Source organism: Nocardia sp. NPDC056100, assembly GCF_042266325.1.
In the GTDB taxonomy this organism is placed as follows: domain Bacteria; phylum Actinomycetota; class Actinomycetes; order Mycobacteriales; family Mycobacteriaceae; genus Nocardia.
The window spans coordinates 639283-656610 of sequence record NZ_JBHJVY010000004.1; the positions used below are offsets into that span (position 1 = coordinate 639283).

General features: G+C 67.2%; 16 protein-coding genes and 1 tRNA gene. 9 read left to right on the forward strand and 8 right to left on the reverse strand.

The genetic code is table 11. The annotated features are described in order from the left end of the window. Positions 1 to 18: 18 nt before the first annotated feature. The 4 genes from egtA to egtD all read left to right on the forward strand — a co-directional run bounded on the left by egtA (position 19) and on the right by egtD (position 4612). Positions 19 to 1329 carry an ergothioneine biosynthesis glutamate--cysteine ligase EgtA gene (gene egtA / locus ACFC0O_RS33345; RefSeq protein ID WP_375966395.1) on the forward strand — a complete coding sequence of 437 codons (1311 nt, stop codon included), beginning with the start codon at positions 19 to 21 and terminating at the stop codon, positions 1327 to 1329. A 123-nt stretch (positions 1330 to 1452) separates the two neighbouring features. After that, positions 1453 to 2793 (forward strand): ergothioneine biosynthesis protein EgtB, encoded by a 1341-nt coding sequence (gene egtB, locus ACFC0O_RS33350; protein ID WP_375965032.1) that lies wholly within the window; start codon positions 1453 to 1455, stop codon positions 2791 to 2793. Beyond that, positions 2793 to 3644 (forward strand): ergothioneine biosynthesis protein EgtC, encoded by an 852-nt coding sequence (locus ACFC0O_RS33355; RefSeq protein ID WP_375965035.1) that lies wholly within the window; start codon positions 2793 to 2795, stop codon positions 3642 to 3644. Before egtB ends, ACFC0O_RS33355 begins: the two co-directional genes overlap by 1 nt. Next, a complete protein-coding gene (gene egtD, locus ACFC0O_RS33360; protein ID WP_375965038.1) occupies positions 3641 to 4612 on the forward strand; it encodes an L-histidine N(alpha)-methyltransferase in 972 nt (323 codons plus the stop codon). The genes ACFC0O_RS33355 and egtD overlap by 4 nt, the downstream gene beginning before the upstream one ends. A 58-nt stretch (positions 4613 to 4670) precedes the next feature. Here egtD and ACFC0O_RS33365 read toward each other — a convergent pair whose 3' ends face one another. The 6 genes from ACFC0O_RS33365 to ACFC0O_RS33390 all read right to left on the reverse strand — a co-directional run bounded on the left by ACFC0O_RS33365 (position 4671) and on the right by ACFC0O_RS33390 (position 9164). After that, positions 4671 to 5303 carry a DUF2461 domain-containing protein gene (locus ACFC0O_RS33365; protein ID WP_375965041.1) on the reverse strand — a complete coding sequence of 211 codons (633 nt, stop codon included), beginning with the start codon at positions 5301 to 5303 and terminating at the stop codon, positions 4671 to 4673. Between the two features lie 3 nt (positions 5304 to 5306). Beyond that, positions 5307 to 5984 carry a hypothetical protein gene (locus ACFC0O_RS33370; RefSeq protein WP_375965044.1) on the reverse strand — a complete coding sequence of 226 codons (678 nt, stop codon included), beginning with the start codon at positions 5982 to 5984 and terminating at the stop codon, positions 5307 to 5309. A gap of 63 nt (positions 5985 to 6047) precedes the next feature. Next, positions 6048 to 6365 carry a hypothetical protein gene (locus ACFC0O_RS33375; RefSeq protein ID WP_364642007.1) on the reverse strand — a complete coding sequence of 106 codons (318 nt, stop codon included), beginning with the start codon at positions 6363 to 6365 and terminating at the stop codon, positions 6048 to 6050. 161 nt (positions 6366 to 6526) lie between these two features. Continuing rightward, the gene (locus tag ACFC0O_RS33380; RefSeq protein WP_067570015.1) at positions 6527 to 7507 is read right to left on the reverse strand and encodes a ribose-phosphate diphosphokinase; all 981 of its coding nucleotides are present in this window, start codon (positions 7505 to 7507) and stop codon (positions 6527 to 6529) included. After that, positions 7504 to 8985 carry a bifunctional UDP-N-acetylglucosamine diphosphorylase/glucosamine-1-phosphate N-acetyltransferase GlmU gene (gene glmU / locus ACFC0O_RS33385; RefSeq protein WP_364642004.1) on the reverse strand — a complete coding sequence of 494 codons (1482 nt, stop codon included), beginning with the start codon at positions 8983 to 8985 and terminating at the stop codon, positions 7504 to 7506. Before glmU ends, ACFC0O_RS33380 begins: the two co-directional genes overlap by 4 nt. 108 nt (positions 8986 to 9093) lie before the next feature. Continuing rightward, positions 9094 to 9164, reverse strand: a tRNA-Gln gene (locus ACFC0O_RS33390). Positions 9165 to 9439: 275 nt separating this feature from the next. On the opposite strand from ACFC0O_RS33390, the gene ACFC0O_RS33395 reads away from it, so the two are divergent. Beyond that, a complete protein-coding gene (locus ACFC0O_RS33395; protein ID WP_153803761.1) occupies positions 9440 to 10063 on the forward strand; it encodes a TetR/AcrR family transcriptional regulator in 624 nt (207 codons plus the stop codon). 208 nt (positions 10064 to 10271) lie between these two features. After that, positions 10272 to 10919 (forward strand): TetR/AcrR family transcriptional regulator, encoded by a 648-nt coding sequence (locus ACFC0O_RS33400; RefSeq protein ID WP_330184966.1) that lies wholly within the window; start codon positions 10272 to 10274, stop codon positions 10917 to 10919. Here ACFC0O_RS33400 and ACFC0O_RS33405 read toward each other — a convergent pair whose 3' ends face one another. Continuing rightward, entirely contained in the window at positions 10920 to 11330 is a 411-nt protein-coding gene (locus ACFC0O_RS33405; RefSeq protein WP_375965048.1) for a DUF1801 domain-containing protein, read from the reverse strand. It abuts the gene before it with no gap. A 140-nt stretch (positions 11331 to 11470) separates the two neighbouring features. Between ACFC0O_RS33405 and mfd the strand changes: the two genes are divergently transcribed. From mfd to ACFC0O_RS33420, 3 genes are all read left to right on the forward strand, one after another. Then, positions 11471 to 15088, forward strand: a complete 3618-nt coding sequence (gene mfd / locus ACFC0O_RS33410; RefSeq protein WP_375965051.1) for a transcription-repair coupling factor — start codon at positions 11471 to 11473, stop codon at positions 15086 to 15088. A gap of 95 nt (positions 15089 to 15183) precedes the next feature. Next, positions 15184 to 15849, forward strand: coding sequence for a MazG family protein (locus ACFC0O_RS33415; RefSeq protein WP_375966398.1), 666 nt, complete (start codon positions 15184 to 15186; stop codon positions 15847 to 15849). A 104-nt stretch (positions 15850 to 15953) separates the two neighbouring features. Beyond that, entirely contained in the window at positions 15954 to 16658 is a 705-nt protein-coding gene (locus ACFC0O_RS33420; RefSeq protein WP_375965053.1) for a sensor domain-containing protein, read from the forward strand. Here the strand turns inward: ACFC0O_RS33420 and ACFC0O_RS33425 are convergent. Next, a complete protein-coding gene (locus ACFC0O_RS33425) occupies positions 16651 to 17229 on the reverse strand; it encodes a TetR family transcriptional regulator (RefSeq protein WP_375965056.1) in 579 nt (192 codons plus the stop codon). The genes ACFC0O_RS33420 and ACFC0O_RS33425 overlap by 8 nt on opposite strands. Between the last annotated feature and the right edge of the window lie 99 nt (positions 17230 to 17328).

Sequence of the window (17328 nt, forward strand, 5' to 3'; positions counted from 1 at the left end):
GCGGCGCAGGACGCCGACGTGCAGACGGGACGGGTTGCGCAGGCGCCCGGGAGCGCGTTCTCCACCCGTGCCGCAGCCGAGGCGTATGTCGGAAAGGTCTGTTTCAAGCAGGGGCCACCCGCGCTCATCGGCGCCGAATTGGAATGGCTCACCGCTCAGGGGGAGCCCTCGGCGTCGGCCCCGCGCCCGCGATTGACTGCGATCGCAGACGCACTGGGGCCCTATGCGCCGCAGTCCATTTCGCCAGATTCCCCGGCCCATCCGCTGCCGGGAGGCAGCCGGGTCACCATCGAACCCGGTGGTCAGATCGAACTCTCCAGTGCCCCGTTCGGCACCGCCGCCGAACTGTGTGAGCGCCTGCGCACCGATACGGTCCGCCTACGAGAACTCCTCGCCTCCCATGGCATCCACACCTTCTCCGCCTCCGCCGATCCGGCTCGCGATCCGCAACGCCTGCTCCAGCTCCCGCGCTATCGCGCCATGGAGCGCACCTTCGCCGGTATCGGCCCCTTCGGCGCACTCATGATGTGCAATACCGCCGCCACCCAGGTGAGCGTCGACGCGGGTGCGGACCCCGCCGATATCACCGCCCGCGTGACGGCCCTCTACGCCATCGGCCCGGCCCTGCTGGCCGCCTTCGCCTGCTCCCCGACCCTGAGCGGAGCCCCGCCCGGCGCCTGGGCCTCCCAGCGCATGCGCACCTGGCTCCGCCTCGACCACCTCCGCACCCGCCCACCCGTGCACCACTGGACCGATCCGGTCGCGGGCTACGCCCGCTGGGCCCTGGACGTCCCCCTGCTCTGCATTCGGCCCACGAACCCGGACGATGCCGCCAACCCCGTGAACGCGGGCGGCGGCGACCCCGTTGCCGCCGATTGGTCCGCCCCGCCGGGGGCGACCTTCGCGGATTGGCTGTGCGGCGCTCTCGACGAGGAGATCGGCCGCCGCCCCGACCAGACCGACCTCGACTACCACCTGACCACCGTCTTCCCCCAGGTCCGCGCCTCCGGCCATCTGGAGGTCCGCTATCTGGACGCCCAACCCGGCGACACCTGGACCGTCCCGGTGCACGCCATCGACGCCCTGGTCTCCAGTCCCACCGTGGTCGCGGAGGCCACGGCACTGGCGGCCTCGACAGCTGACCTGTGGTCCGAGGCCGCGCGCTACGGCCTCGCCGACCTCGAAATCCGCGCTACGGCAGTCGCTCTCCTCGAATTGGCCACCGCACACGCCGCGACACCCGCCGCCGCGGCGGAATTGGCCGCCGCCGCGGAGCGATGTCGCCTGGGACACGCGCCCACAGCGGATCCCACCGGAACCGGCGCATGACCGCGCCCTGTCACAGACCACACACCGGCACCGCGAATCGCGGTTCCGGCCGGGCTCTCCGGCGGGCCCGCCCGAATGCGCTGCGGGCGCTATCCATTCTCGAATCGAATTCGGAGTTTTGTCATGACTATTCAGCTACCGGGGACTGATCGGGGCGAGACGGAGCGGCTGCGGGAGCGGATCGCGCAGGTGCTGGAGCGGGCTCGGGGGCGGACCGCCGGATTGACCGATTGCCTGGATGAGGCGGAGCTGGTGGCGCAGCATTCGCGGATCATGAGTCCGCTGGTATGGGATCTCGCGCATATCGGCAATCAGGAAGAGCTGTGGCTGGTCCGGGATGTCGGCGGGCGGGAAGCCGTGCGGTCCGATATCGACGAGCTGTACGACGCGTTCAAACACGCTCGGGCGAATCGGCCGTCGCTGCCGCTGCTGAATCCGGGGCAGGCCCGCGAATATGTGGGGCAGGTGCGCGGCAAGGTGTGGGATGTGCTGGAGCGCAACCCATTACGCGGGGAGGCGCTGGTCGACAACGGCTTCGCGTTCGGGATGATCGCCCAGCACGAGCAGCAGCATGACGAGACCATGCTCGCGACACATCAACTGCGGCAGGGCGAAGCGGTGCTGAGCGCACCCGCCGCGCCGACCGTGGCGACACCGCCGCGCGGTGAAGTCGTCATTGCCGCGGGCGAATTCACCATGGGCACCGATACCGATCCGTGGGCGCTGGACAATGAACGGCCCGCGCATCCCGTGCACGTGCCGGGTTTCGCCATCGATATCGCGCCGATCACCAATGAGCAGTACCTGGAATTCATGGCCGACGGTGGCTACGACCGCCCGGAGCTGTGGTCCGAAGCCGGTTGGGCGCATCGCGTCGAGGCCGGTTTGGTGTCACCGCAGTTCTGGGAGCGGGACGGCGGCGGCCGTTGGTGGCGCAGGGTTTTCGGCGTCATGCAGCCGCTGCGCCCGCATCAGCCGGTGCTGCACGTCTGCTATTTCGAGGCCGAGGCGTACGCCGCCTGGGCGGGCAAACGCCTTCCGACGGAAGCGGAATGGGAGAAGGCCGCGCGCTTCGATCCGGCCACCGGCCGCTCCCGCCGCTATCCGTGGGGCGATGCCGATCCCACCCCGGAGACCGCGAATCTCGGTCAGCGCCACCTGGAACCGGCGGACGCGGGCGCGTATCCCGCGGGCGTCTCCCCGCAGGGCGTGCATCAGCTGATCGGTGACGTCTGGGAGTGGACCTCGTCCGGCTTCACCCCCTACCCGGGCTTCCGTCCCTTCCCCTACGCCGAGTACTCCGACGTCTTCTTCGGCGGTGACTACCGCGTGCTGCGCGGCGGTTCCTTCGGCGCGGACGAGGTGGCCGTGCGCGGCACCTTCCGCAACTGGGATCACCCCATTCGCCGCCAGATCTTCTCCGGTTTCCGCCTGGCCCGCGACCTCACCCCGGAGGACGCCTGATGTGCCGCCACCTCGCCTATCTCGGCCCACCCGCCGCGGTAGGCGAACTCCTCACCCGAGGCCCCAACTCGCTGCGCACCCAATCCTGGGCGCCCCGCGATATGCGCGGCGGCGGCACCATCAACGCCGACGGTTTCGGCGTCGCCTGGTGGACCCCCGCGCCCCCAACCCATTCCGAGGGCGTCATCTGGCACGGCGGCACCCGCCAGGACCTCGCGGCCCCGCCGCAGGCCGCGACGGGCGCGCCGACGGCGACCCGCTATCGCAATGCCGCGCCCATCTGGACCGATCCGGCGGTGGATGAGGTGCTGCCGCAATTGCGTTCACCGGCGATGCTGGCCGCGGTCCGTTCGGCGACGGTGGGGCTGCCGGTGGAGCAGGCGGCGTGTGCCCCATTCACCCACGGCCGCTGGGCTTTCAGCCATAACGGGGCGATTCCGGACTGGCGGGCGGCGCTGACCGCCGTTGCCGCGCAATTCGATTCGCCCTCACTGCTGGAGGCCGAGTCGCTCACGGATTCGGCGGTGCTGTGGGTGATCCTGCGCGGTCTGCTGGACGGTGGGCGGCTGGGGCCGGAGGCGGCATTGCGGGCGGTGACCCAGGCCGTGGTGGAGCGGTCGCCGAACGCTCGGCTGAATCTGCTGCTGGGGGACGGTGATTCGGTGTGGGCGACGACATGGCGGCACGCGCTGACGGTGCTGCCGGGGGATGAGTTCACGGTGGTCGCCTCGGAGGCGTACGACGAGGATCCGCGCTGGCGAGCCATCGCGGATGGGCAACTCGTGGTGGCGCGGCCGGGGTGGCTGTCGGTGGAAGACCTGAATATCGAGATCGGAAGGGCTGATTCATGAGTGCGGCTGCGCTGGACATCCATTTGACCGACGAGGATCTGACCGCCGCCCTGCGGGCGGACGTGCGCGCGGGACTGACCGCCGACCCGAAGTGGTTGCCGCCCAAGTGGTTCTATGACGCGCGGGGCAGTGAGCTGTTCGAGCTGATCACCGAACTGCCGGAGTACTACCCGACCCGCACCGAGCGGGCCCTGCTGGAGCGCGTGGTAGGCGAGATCGCGAAGCTGGCGCAGGCCGAGGTGCTGGTGGAGCTGGGTGCGGGATCGGCGGCCAAGACCCGGCTGCTGCTGGAGGCGCTCACCGCCGAGGGTCCGCTGAAAACATATGTGCCGCAGGATGTGTCGGTGTCCGCGCTGAGCGCCGCCGCCGATCAGGTGTCGGCGGAGTTCCCCGGACTGAGCGTGCACGGCGTGGTCAGCGATTTCACCGCCACGCTGGACAATCTGCCGCGCGGCGGCCGCCGCATGATCGCCTTCCTGGGTGGCACCATCGGCAATCTGGTGCCGAGCGAGCGCGCGGCCTTCCTCGCGGGCGTGCACGATGTGCTGGAGCCCGGTGAGCAACTGCTGCTCGGCGCGGGTCTGGTCATCGATCCGGCCATCCTGGTGCCCGCCTACGATGACGCGGCAGGTGTGACCGCCGAATTCAATCGCAATGTGCTGCATGTGCTCAACGGCCGCCTGCACGCGAACTTCGATCCGGACCACTTCGCGCACGTCGCGCTGTGGGACGCCGACAACGAGTGGATCGAAATGCGTTTGGAGGCAACCGAAGCCGCCATCGTCCGGATCGAAGATCTGGATCTGACGGTCGAATTCGCCAAGGGCGAGCAGCTCCGCACCGAGATCTCGGCCAAATTCCGCCGCGAGGGCCTCGAAAGTGAGCTGGCCGCAGCCGGTTTCGCCACCGAGCGCATCTGGACGGATCCGGATGACCGCTTCGCCCTGGTGCTCGCCGAACGGCGCTAGCCCCCGGACCGCGAGTTGAGGGAGGCGGCGAGGGTTCGGGCCTCGCCGCCATTCACTGTCAACCGGTTACGGCCGCAAGCCATTCCATCGCGGGTCGCATGGTTTCCCACGACTTGCGGATCTCCTTGGCCGCGCGCGGCGTATCGAGCCAGGCGGGCGCGCCGAAATCCTTGCTGATGACCAGCGATTTATGCCGCAGCAACTCGATCCGCGGATGGTCGGCCGCATACCCCTTGGGCTTGGTGCGGAGTTTGTCGCCGCCGATCGTGTACCCCGCCTTGGTCAATGCGGCGAGCAGGTTCTCCAGCTCGGCTCCGCGCACCTCGTTGTCGATGGTGCCGCGCAGCTGTGCGAGCTGACTCGGGGACGGCGCGTACACCCCGGCGGCGACGAACAGCCCGGCCGCGCCGATCTGCACGTACCACCCGCCGCCGGAGGTGGCGTGCACCGTCGCGCCCTGATGATCCTTGTACGGCGACTTGTCCTTGGAGAATCGAACGTCCCGGTACGGCCGGAAGAATTTGGCCGTGCCGAAATCCGGTTCCAGCTCGGCGAGCAAGGCCTGCATGGGATCCCGCACCGCGGTCTCCCACACCTTCTTGTTCGCCGTCCAGAACGCTTTGGAATTGTCGGCCTCGAGATCCTCGTAGAAGTCGAGGCCGGTGAGCGGAAATCCGGTGAACGCGGTCATATGTCAGCGGGTCAGACTCGAACCGTAGATGGCGATTCCGATGATCACGCCGAGCACCAGGGTCACACCGGACGCGACGGCCGCCCACTTGCCCAGCGGTTCACCCTTGTTATTGCCGATGACGCCGAGCACGATGCCCGCGATGCCGAAGATCGGCGGGCAGAACAGCAAAGCGATTCCGGCGCAGATGAATCCGATGATGGAGAAGATCTGCGTCCCGCGCGGCTGCGGCACACCGTAGGGCTGCGCGCCGTAGGGCTGCTGCGGGAACGGCTGATACCCGGACTGTCCCGGCTGCCCGTACGGCTGCTGCGGATACGACGGATACCCGCCCTGCGGCGCGCCCTGGGGCTGGCCGCCCATCGGCGGATAGTTGTACACCCCGCCCGCCGGATATCCACCCGGCTGCTGCGGCTGCTGCCCGGCCGCGCCGGGGTTGTACTGCGTGGTCTGCTGGTCCTGCCACTGTCCGGGTTGCGGGTACCCCGGCTGCGATGATGCGGCGGGATCGCTCTGCCACTGTCCGGCCGCGGGCTGTCCGGAAGCCGGTTCCCCCCACTGTCCCGCCGTGCCCGCGTCCTGCGGCTGACCCGCGGCCGGGGTTTCCGGCGCGTTCGCGTCGGAGTCCTTCTTGAACATGTCGCCCGGGTTGGATTGGGGTTCGTTCGGCGGCGTGCTCATCTCGCACCCTCCTCGCTGGTGGTGTGAATGCTTTCCATGGGTATCACGCTGCGGAGCTGTTCGTTAATCGTCCGGTTCGTCGACGATTTCCATGGCGGCGAGTTCGGCGGGCCGATCGTCCTCGGACTTGTTCTCATCGCGCTGACGGCGGCGGGTCCACTCCTGATCGAGTTCGGCCTCGATACCGAGCCGGCCGTTGTCATCGTTCTCGCGGTTGCGGATGACGAGTTCGTCCGGTGGGTCGGCGATATAGCGCTCGTATTCGCGAACCTCGTCGGCCTGATCGTCATCGCCCATGTCGTAGTCCAGGTCTTCGACGTCCTCTTTGTCGAGTACCTCGTCGATGAGCTGATCCTCGTCGTCATTGCGCCGGTCGTCCATACGGAACCACACCTTTCCGCGCGTCAGCGCACCTCGAGCAACCGCGTGAATATCGGTCCAACGCTACCGCCGGGAGCGGGAGGGGTCACCTATGAAACCCCGTAAATGCCGAACGCGCCCCTTCCCGATGGGAGGGGGCGCGTCGCGGAAGAACTATCGGACTACGCGTTGCCGTTGAAAAGCCCTGTTACGGAACCGTTTTCGAAGACCTCGCGAATGGTCTGCGCCAGCAGCGGTGCGATGGACAGCACAGTCAGCGTGGGGAACTTCTTGTCCTCGTCGATGGGCAGCGTATTGGTGACCACGACCTCCTTGGCCCCGCAGTTCGCGAGCCGTTCGGCGGCCGGATGGCTCAGGATGCCGTGCGTGGCGGCGATGACGACGTCACCCGCGCCGGCCTCCTTGAGCACCTTGACCGCGCCGGCGATGGTGCCACCGGTGTCGATCATGTCGTCGATCAGGATGCAGGTGCGGCCCTCGACCTCACCGACCACGCGGTTGGCCACAACCTGATTGGCCACCAGCGGATCACGGGTCTTGTGGATGAACGCCAGCGGCGCGTCGGACAGCGAGTTGGCCCACTTCTCGGCGACCTTCACGCGGCCCGCGTCCGGGGAGACCACGGCGATATTGTCGAGCGCGTAGTTGTTCCGAATGTGCTCGGCCAGCTGCACCTGCGCATGCATGTGATCGACCGGGCCGTCGAAGAAGCCCTGGATCTGATCGGTGTGCAGATCGACGGTGATGATGCGATCCACGCCCGCGGTCTTGAGCAGATCCGCGATGAGGCGAGCCGAGATGGGCTCGCGACCGCGGTGCTTCTTGTCCTGACGGGCGTACGGGTAGAACGGCAGCACCGAGGTGATGCGCTTGGCCGAACCGCGCTTGAGCGCGTCGATCATGATGAGGTGCTCCATGACCCACTGGTTCAGCGGGGCCGGGAAGCTCTGCAGTACGAACGCGTCGGAGCCGCGCACCGATTCCTCGAACCGGACGAAGGTCTCGCCGTTCGCGAAGTCACGCGCGGTCTGCGGCGTGACATGGACGTTGAGTTCCTTGGCCACTGCCTCGGCGAGCTCTGGATGAGCGCGTCCCGAGAACAGCATCAGGTTCTTGTGGTTTTCGGTAGAGAACGCGGTCACGGACGTTCGCCATCCTTTTGCTCGTCGGATATATCGTTGGCCGCGATGGCCAGTTCGGCCGCCTTGGCGGCCTCGGTGCCGGGGCGATTGCGCTGCACCCAACCCTCGATATTGCGTTGCGCTCCACCCGACACCGCCAGTGCGCCCGGAGGAACACTTCTGCGCAGTACAGTACCTGCTGCCGAATACGCGCCGTCACCCACGGTGATGGGTGCGACGAACATCGTGTCACTCCCCGTCCGCACGTGTGACCCAACCACGGTGTGGTGTTTGCGAACCCCGTCGTAGTTGACGAAGACGCTGGAAGCGCCGATGTTGCTGTGCTCGCCGATGGTGGCGTCGCCGACATAGGTCAGGTGCGGCACCTTGGAGTGCGCGCCGATGGTGGCGTTCTTGGTTTCGACGAAGGCGCCGAGCTTGCCCTCTTCGCCGATCGAGCTGCCGGGCCGCAGATAGGTGAACGGGCCGACGGTCGCGCCCGGCCCGATGGTGGCCTTCTCGCCGTGTGCGCGTACCACTTTCGCGCCATTGCCGACCTGGACGTCCGTCAGCGTGGAGTCCGGTCCGATCTCGGCGTCCTCCCCGATCACGGTGTCGCCCAGCAGTTGTACGCCCGGGCGGATGACCGCGTCCCGGCCGATGGTCACGCTGCCGTCGATCCAGGTGGTGGCCGGATCGATGATGGTGACCCCGGCGCGCATATGCCGTTCCACGATGTACCGGTTCAGCGTGCGCGCGGCATCGGCCAGCTGCACCCGGTCATTGACCCCGGTTACCTTGGCGGAGTCCAGAAGTCGCGCACCGTGCACCGGATGTCCGGCCTCGCGAGCGAGTTTCAGCACATCGGTGAGGTACAGCTCGTAGCGCGCGTTGGCGGTGTCGATCCGGGTGATCATCACCCGCAGTACGGCGGCGTCGAAAACGTATACGCCGGAATTGACCTCGCCGATGGCGGCCTGCGCCGGGGTGGCGTCGGCGTGTTCGACGATCTCCAGCAGTCGCCCGTCCGCATCGCGGACGATGCGGCCGTAGCCGTTCGGATCATCGGGCGCGAAGGTCAGCACCGTGACCGCCGAACCCTCGGTGTAACTGCGATGCTCGTCGAGCAGCGCGTGCAGGGTGTGCCCGTCCAGCAGTGGCACATCCGCGTAGGTCACCAGCACGTCACCGGTGAAATCGTCGGGCAGTGCGGTGAGTGCGCACTGCACGGCGTGTCCGGTACCGCGCTGTTCTTCCTGTACCGCCAGGATGATCTGGCGGCCGAGCTCCGCCCCCACTTTGCCCACCGCGTCGCCGACCTGTTCGCGGTCATGGCCGATCACGGTGATGAGGTACGTCGGGTCGATCTCGTTCGCCGCATGCAGCGCGTGCGCGAGCATGCTGCGGCCGGCCATCGGGTGCAACACCTTGGGGGTCTTGGACCGCATTCGGGTTCCGGCTCCGGCGGCGAGAACGACGACGGCGGTCTGCTGTGGCATGGATCTCCCTCGGCTGCGCGTCATCGTGCTGAGTTCTTTGGTGCGCTGGGCCACAGTTGTGCTGCGTCAGCGATGTGCGGGGCCAACCATAGTGACCCCGTTCGCGAGCTCCGCCGCCAGGACTCGAACCTGAACTAACTGAACCAAAATCAGTGGTGCTGCCATTACACTACGGCGGATTGCAACCCGGCGGACCGTACGGTACGCCGCTCTGCTTGCTATGGCATGCGCGTGTAGATACTCGCACATGGATCCGTCTCCCCGAAACTTTTAACGATCACTCGTGGTCAGAGTTTCGCGCCGCGGTGGCGAGGGTGTTCCAGCCGACAGGTCTCGGTGGGGCGCTCTGAGACAGTTCGCTCGGTGTCTGAGAGAGTTACTAGTACGTTCGTACGGCATACAGGGAGGCGGGGCGATGACTACGGGTGATGGCAGCCGGGTGTCGCGTCCGCGTATGACGGGAACCCAACGGCGACAGCAACTCATCGAGATCGGGCGGACCCTGTTCGCCGAGCGCGGCTACGACGCCACCTCGGTGGAGGAGATCGCGCAGCGCGCGCAGGTCTCGAAACCCGTGGTGTACGAACACTTCGGCGGCAAGGAGGGTTTGTATGCCGTCGTGGTGGATCGGGAGATGTCCGCGCTGCTGGAGATGATCACCGCATCGCTGTCGCAGAACCGGTCGCGGGTGCGGCTGGAACAGGTGGCGCTGGCGTTGCTCACCTATATGGAGGAACGGACCGATGGGTTTCGCATCCTCATGCGCGATCAACCGGCGTCGGCGGCCGAGGGCACCTACTCCAGTCTGCTGAACGAAGCGGTGAATCAGGTGGCGCACATACTCGCCGGGGATTTCGAACGCCGCGGCTTCGATACGAGTTTGGCGACGCTGTACGCACAAGCGCTGGTGGGCATGGTCGCAACGGCGGCGACCTGGTGGCTGGACGAGCGGTCGCCGTCCAAGGAAGTGGTTGCGGCGCATCTGGTGAACCTGTGCTGGAACGGTCTCACCCATCTCGAGGCCGAGCCCAAGCTGGCGTCGGAATGGCCCAGCGGCAAAGGCGTACGAGACCTATAGGTCTGAAAATGGTGTGGCACAGCGGCGGAACTGGACAGTTAACCAGCGAATTGCGAAGGAGGACGGGTCGAATGCTCGAATCGACTGGCATACGGCAGCCGGGTGGTACGGTTCACCCATCCTTCGAGTGCTGTTCGAACTGTGATGTCGGTCAACTTCAGGATGTCGGTCTACTTCAGGATGGCTGGTTTGATGACAGGCGGATCTGATGGCTAGGCAAGCGCGTGCGGAGATCACTCGCGATTCCGTGCTCGCGGGCGCGGCCGATGTCTTTCTGCGACTGGGTTACGCGAACGCGTCCCTGTCCGAGATCATCGCACAATCGAATGTGACCAAGGGCGCCTTGTACTTTCACTTCGGCTCCAAGGAGGAGCTGGCGCGCGCCGTGGTCGATCAGGGCAATGAGCGACTGATCAGCGCCTGTCAGGGCTTCTTCGATCCGCGCGTGCCCGCGCTGGAGGCGTGCATCGGAATCACCTACGTGGTGGCCGATCTGACCATGAACGATCCGATGGTCGGCGCGATGCTCAAGCTGACCCACCAGATCGGCGACTACCGCGGCGCGACGGGTGAGAACATCGCCAAGACCTGGGGTGAGACGCATCGGCTGCTCGCCGAACGCGCTATCGCACAGGGTGATCTGGAGCCCGACCTGGATCCGGAGACCATCGGCCTGCTGCTGCAGGAGGTGACGACCGGCGTGCACATGGTCGCGGTCAGCACCGAGACCATCGATCAGATGGCGACCCGCATGGAACGGGCCTGGTACTTCCTGCTCCCGTCCATCGTTCCGGACGAAAAGGTCGCGTACTTCAGGGAATTCGCGGCCCGCCGCCTCCGCCGCTACGTGCAGTAGTTACCGGGGCATATCCGGATTCTCGCGTTTGAGCCGTCGCCAGCCGCCCGCGCGGTTGTTGGCGATGATCTGCTTGAACATGGTGAGAAGGGCTGCGGCGTTGAGGGTTTCGCCCTCGTGCACGGCGATCATGCGCGCGGTCTTGTTGTCGTGCCCGCCGGTGATGATGCCGTGCGGGTCGGCCACGATGCCGCCGTCGTAGAGGAAGATGTCCAGCGCCTTCTTGGTGCCGAGCAGGGCGCAGATATTGCCGTCGAGCACGAAGTACGGCTGCACCGTCCGCTTGATCGTCTCCTGGACCGCAGGGTCCGCCGCGTGCGCGATATCGCGCACCTGCCGGCAGATCCGCTGCTGCCATTCGGGTAGTCCGTCGATATAGGCATCCACCCGTGGATCGACCACATAGGACATATAGACATCAAAGCACGAATCACCCCCGGTGCTCCCGGGTTCGCCCGCAGGCCAGTGAGGCGGAGCCACCGCTGTCGGTCCGGGTGATTAGACTCGTTGAGCTGTCCTACCCGCTCTCTGCGCGCCCAGGAGTCTGCCTCATGTCGAGCCAACGTCCACCTCTCGCGGGACTGGCTGCGGTGGCCGGTGCCGATACCTCCTTGCAGCAGGTGAAAGAGCTGATCGGACGGGCCTCGGCAATGCTCGTCGCGCCCTCGGCGGCGCGGCCCTTCGTGGCCGCGACCATCGCCGGGGAGCGACCGCTGGTGGTGGTGACCGCCACCGGGCGCGAGGCCGATGATCTGACGGCCGAGCTCACCGAAATCGTCGGCGCGGGGGTCGCGATATTCCCATCCTGGGAGACGCTGCCGCATGAGCGGCTGTCCCCGGGCGCGGACACCGTCGGCAAGCGGCTGCAGGTGCTGCGGCGGCTGGTGCATCCCGAGGACACCATCTACGGCGAACCGCTGCGCGTGGTGGTCACAACGGTGCGCTCGCTCATGCAGCCGATGGCGCGCGGGCTCGGTGATCTCGAACCCATCGTGCTGCGGGTCGGCGCGGAGTTCGATTTCGACGAATTGCTCGCCCGGCTGGTGGAATTCGCGTACGAACGCGTCGATATGGTCGGCAAGCGCGGTGAGTTCGCGGTGCGCGGCGGCATCCTCGATCTCTTCCCGCCGACGGCGGATCATCCGGTGCGCGTGGAGTTCTGGGGCGATGAGATCAGTGAGCTGCGCGCCTTCTCGGTCGCCGATCAGCGCTCCATCCACGATGTGCCGATCGAACTGGCGATAGCCCAGCCCTGCCGGGAGCTACTGCTCACCCCCGAACTTCGCGAGCGCGCCGCCGAGGTGGCCGCGGAGAATCCGGCCGACGCGGCCCTGGTGGAGATGCTGGAGAAGATCTCCCAGGGCATTCCGGTGGAGGGTATGGAGGCGCTGCTGCCGGTGCTGCAACCGGGGGAGCTGCAACTGCTCACCGAGGTGCTGCCCGCGGATACCCATGTGCTGCTGTGTGATCCGGAGAAGGTGCGCACCCGCGCCGCCGATCTGGTGCGCACCGGGCAGGAATTCCTGGAGGCGTCCTGGACCGCGGCCTCGTTCGGCGGTGCGGCCCCGCTGGGCGCGCACGGTCTGGATCTGGCGGCCTCGGCCTATCGCGGCTTGGACGTGGTGCACGCCGACGCCGATAAGCGCGGCCTGCCGTGGTGGACGCTGAGCCCGCTGATCGCCGACCATCCGGACGAGATCGTGCTGCCGGTGCAGTCCGCGCCCTCGGCGCGCGGTTCGGACGAATTGGTCGCCACCATCTTCGCCTCGCTGCGCGCGCACGTCTCCACCGGCGGTCGCGCGGTCATCGTGGTCGCGGGACACGGTACGGCGCAACGCATTCTGGAGCGGCTCGGCGAGGCCGAGGTGCCCGCCGCCGCCCTCGCGGCCGGGGCCGAACCGGTGCGCGGGCTGGTCGGGGTGCTCTGCGGTTCACTGCACGACGGCGTCATCTTCGAGGACGCGAAGCTGGTGGTGGTCGCCGAATCCGATCTCACCGGCAATCGGGTGACCGCGCCCGGCGAGGGGAAGAAGCTCGCGGCCAAGCGCCGCAATCAGGTCGATCCGCTGGCGCTGCGGGCCGGGGATATGGTCGTGCACGATCAGCACGGCATCGGCCGGTTCGTGGAGATGATCGAGCGCACGGTCGGCGGCGCGCGGCGTGAGTACCTGGTCATCGAATACGCGCCGAGCAAGCGCGGCCAGCCGGGGGACCGGCTCTTCGTGCCGATGGATTCGCTGGATCAGCTGTCCCGCTATGTCGGCGGTGAACTCCCCAGCCTGTCCAAGATGGGCGGTTCGGATTGGCAGAACACCAAACGCAAGGCGCGCAAGGCCGTTCGCGAGATCGCCACCGAACTCGTTCAGCTCTACGCCGCCCGCCAGGCCGCGCCGGGGCACGCCTTCGGCCCGGATACGCCGTGGCAGGTGGAGATGGAGGACGCGTTCGCCTTCACCGAGACCGTCGATCAGCTCACCGCCATCGCCGAGGTGAAGGCCGATATGGAGAAGGCGGTCCCGATGGACCGCGTCATCTGCGGTGACGTCGGCTACGGCAAGACCGAGATCGCGGTGCGCGCGGCGTTCAAGGCGGTGCAGGACGGTAAGCAGGTCGCCGTGCTGGTGCCGACCACCCTGCTGGCGCAACAGCATCTGCAGACCTTCCACGAACGGCTGGCCGGATTCCCGGTGACCGTGAAGGGCCTGTCCCGCTTCACCGATGCCGCCGAATCGCGTGAGATCACCGAGGGCATGGCCTCCGGCGACGTCGATATCGTGGTCGGCACGCACCGGCTGCTGCAGACCGGTATTCGCTGGAAAGACCTGGGCCTCACCATTATCGACGAGGAACAGCGTTTCGGCGTCGAGCACAAGGAGCACATCAAGGCGCTGCGCACGCATGTGGACATGCTCACCATGTCCGCGACGCCGATTCCGCGCACCTTGGAAATGAGCCTGGCCGGTATTCGCGAGATGTCGACCATTCTCACCCCGCCCGAGGAGCGGCATCCGGTGCTCACCTATGTGGGCGCGTACAACGATAAGCAGGTGGCCGCCGCCATTCGCCGTGAGCTGCTGCGTGACGGCCAGGTTTTCTATGTCCACAATCGGGTGTCCTCGATCGAGAAGGCCGCCAAGCGGATTCGCGATCTGGTGCCCGAGGCGCGGGTGGCGATCGCGCACGGGCAGATGAACGAGGACACCCTCGAGAAGACCGTGCAGGGTTTCTGGGAGCGCGAATACGATGTGCTGGTCTCGACCACCATTATCGAAACCGGTCTGGATATCTCCAATGCCAATACGCTGATCGTGGAACGCGCTGACGCACTGGGGCTTTCGCAGCTGCACCAGTTGCGCGGGCGAGTGGGCCGCAGTCGGGAGCGCGGGTACGCGTACTTCCTGTACCCGCCGGAGAAGCCGTTGACCGAGACGGCGTACGACCGCCTGGCCACCATTTCGCAGAATTCGGATCTGGGCGCGGGTATGGCGGTCGCCATGAAGGACTTGGAGATTCGCGGTGCGGGCAATGTGCTCGGCGCGGAACAGTCCGGACATGTGGCGGGCGTCGGCTTCGACCTGTACGTGCGCCTGGTGGGGGAGGCGGTGGAGGCGTATCGCGCCGCCGCCGACGGCCGCCCGATCACCGTCGACGAGGAGATCCGTGAGGTGCGGATCGACCTACCCGTGGACGCCCACATTCCGCCGGATTACATCGCCTCGGACCGCCTGCGGCTCGAGGGTTACCGCAAACTGGCCGCCGCCCAGGACGATTCGGGTCTGGCCGCGGTGGTGGAGGAGCTCGTCGACCGGTACGGCCCGCTCCCGGTGGAGGTCGGCCGACTGGTCTCGGTGGCCAAACTGCGGCTGCTGGCGCGGGAGTACAAGATCGCCGAGATCGGCGTCACCGGCACCACCCTGAAGGTCGCGCCGTTGCAGCTGCCGGACTCGAAACAGTTGCGGCTCAAGCGCCTTTACCCGAATGCGACCTACCGTCCGGCCACCGGCATCGTGCAGTTGCCGCTGCCTCGGGTGGAGGACAGCGTCGGCGCGGCCCGCGTCCGCGATGTGCAGGTGCTCCAGTTCGTCGCCGACCTGCTGCTCGCGCTGGACGGTAAAGCCCCCGGCGCGGTGGATGTGCGCATCTCGCCGGAGGCGGCCACCGCCCGATGACCTCCGCGCGTGACGATGAGGCGGCTGCGGCTGTGGCGCAGGGACTTTCGGCGCACGCGGTGTCCGCGGCGGAGTTGACCGCCGATACCGCGCGCATGACCGAGGCGCTCGGCGAGGCCGTGGACGTGATGGATCGGCTGTGGAATTTCGGCGGCTGGGAGGTCACCCAGACCCATGATTCGCTGCGGCCGTACCTGCTGGAGGAGACCTATGAACTCCTCGACGCGATTCAGGACGCCGATGCCGAGACCATCAAGGAGGAGCTGGGCGATCTGCTGTTGCAGGTGCTGTTCCACTCCCGAATCGCCGAGGCCGCAGGGGAATTCACGGTCGCCGAGGTGGCGGCCGCGCTGGTCGCCAAGCTGACCCATCGCAGTCCGCATCTGCTCGACAACGGCATCGATCCGGCCGCCGATATCGAGTCCAAGATCGCCGCGCAGGAGGCGGCGTGGGAGGAGCGCAAGACCGCGGAGAAGTCGCGGCGCTCCTGTCTGGACGGAATCGCCATGGCCCAACCGGCTTTGGCGCTGGCGGAGAAGGTGCGCTCGCGCAGCGGTAAGGCCGGACTGCCGGAGGACCTGATTCCGCTGGAGTTGCGGATGGTCCGGCTCGGCGGTCCGGACAGCGCCGAGGAACGGCTGCGCAAGGCCACGCTCGCCTTCGCCGCCGCCATTCGCGCGGCCGAGGATGCGGCGGAAGCCGCTCGCGGCGAACGACTTTCCCTCACACCCGAGCAGTGGCGCGCCTACTGGCCGGTGTGATGCCGGACGCGGGTCGGCTGTGACCTGATCGCCGCATTCACGCCGGGCGGGTCGTTGCGCCCGACCGCTATGCTTCTGCTGTTTTCGGGTGTGGAGGAGGGCCGATGCAGGGGCGAATGGTCGCGGTGTGCCTGGCGCTGCTGTTCGTGGTGACGGGGTGCGGCAAGGTGGTCAGCGGTGTCGCCGCTCCCGATCCGGCAGTGGTGAAAATGGCCCGCCTGAGCGCCGATCGCATTCCCGATGTGCTGCTCTCCACCGATGACGCCGGCAAGATCGTCGCCTCCACCGCCCTGGTGCAGAAGTTCGAGAACACCGTCCCCACCACCCCGAACCTCACCTATCAGCCCGCCGAATGCGGGCCCATGGAGTACACCGCCGATCTGGATGTCTACGCGGACAAGTGGACCGGCTTCCGCCTGCGCTCGCTGCGCGAGGCCGATGACAGTCCGCAGCACACCATCTACGAAACCGTCTCCACCTACAAGAATTTCCTGGTGGCCGAGGCCCTGGTGAACCAGTACAAAGCCGTCCTGTCCGGTTGCAACGGCAAACAATTGACCGCCACCCCCAAAACCGGCAACGGCGCCCCCAGCGTCATGCGCATCACCGCCATCCCGCACAACACCGACCCGTCCGCCGTCTCCGCCGACTGGACCCTCACCTTCACCGGCAGCACCCGGGTCTGCTCCGACACCATCCGCACCCAGGGCAACGCCGTCATAGAAGTCTCCAGCTGCGCCTACGCCGACGCCCGCACCTCGGCCCCCATCGCCGACCGCATAGCCGCGAAAATCCGCCAGCTCAACTGATTCCCACCGCTCGCCGCACGAAGGTGAGCGTGCGGGTCTGGATATGCCGGAAATCGCCCCCGGCGTCGAGTTGATCGATGGCGCGGCCGATCGCCCCGTCGACCAGTTCCGCGGTCAGCGCGGGATCGGCATCCCCGAGTTCGCTCAGCGCCTCCCGCAGGGGTGCGGCGAGTGCCCGATGCGCGACCGCGATCCGCTCCCGGGCCGCCTCGTCCGGCGCTGTCCCGCCCCCCGCCATCGCGATTCGATGCGCCCCGGAACCGGCCAGCGCCAATGAGGTTCGCACGTAGGCGTCGATCCGCCCTTCGGCGGCGCGGGCCTCTTCGACGGCCGCGCGCACCACCGCCGTCCAATCCTCGAACGCGTTCGCCACGATTCGTTCGAGGATCTCCTCCCCGGACCGGAAGTACTTGTACACACTGCTGCGCGCCAATCCGGCCGCGGCTCCGACGGCCGCGGGCGTGACGGCTCCGCGTCCGCCGCTGAGCAGCAGCTCCCGGGCCGCGGCCAGCAGTGCGTCCTCCTGATTGGCGCGATGTTCGGCGACCGTTGCCGCGTCGATCTTCGGCACAACCGCTCCTCCCGTAGTTTGGCGACACTGCGTCGCCAAAGTATCACAGTTGGCGACACAGCGTCGCCAACTATTGGCCGGGGTAGTGAAAAGCGCTAC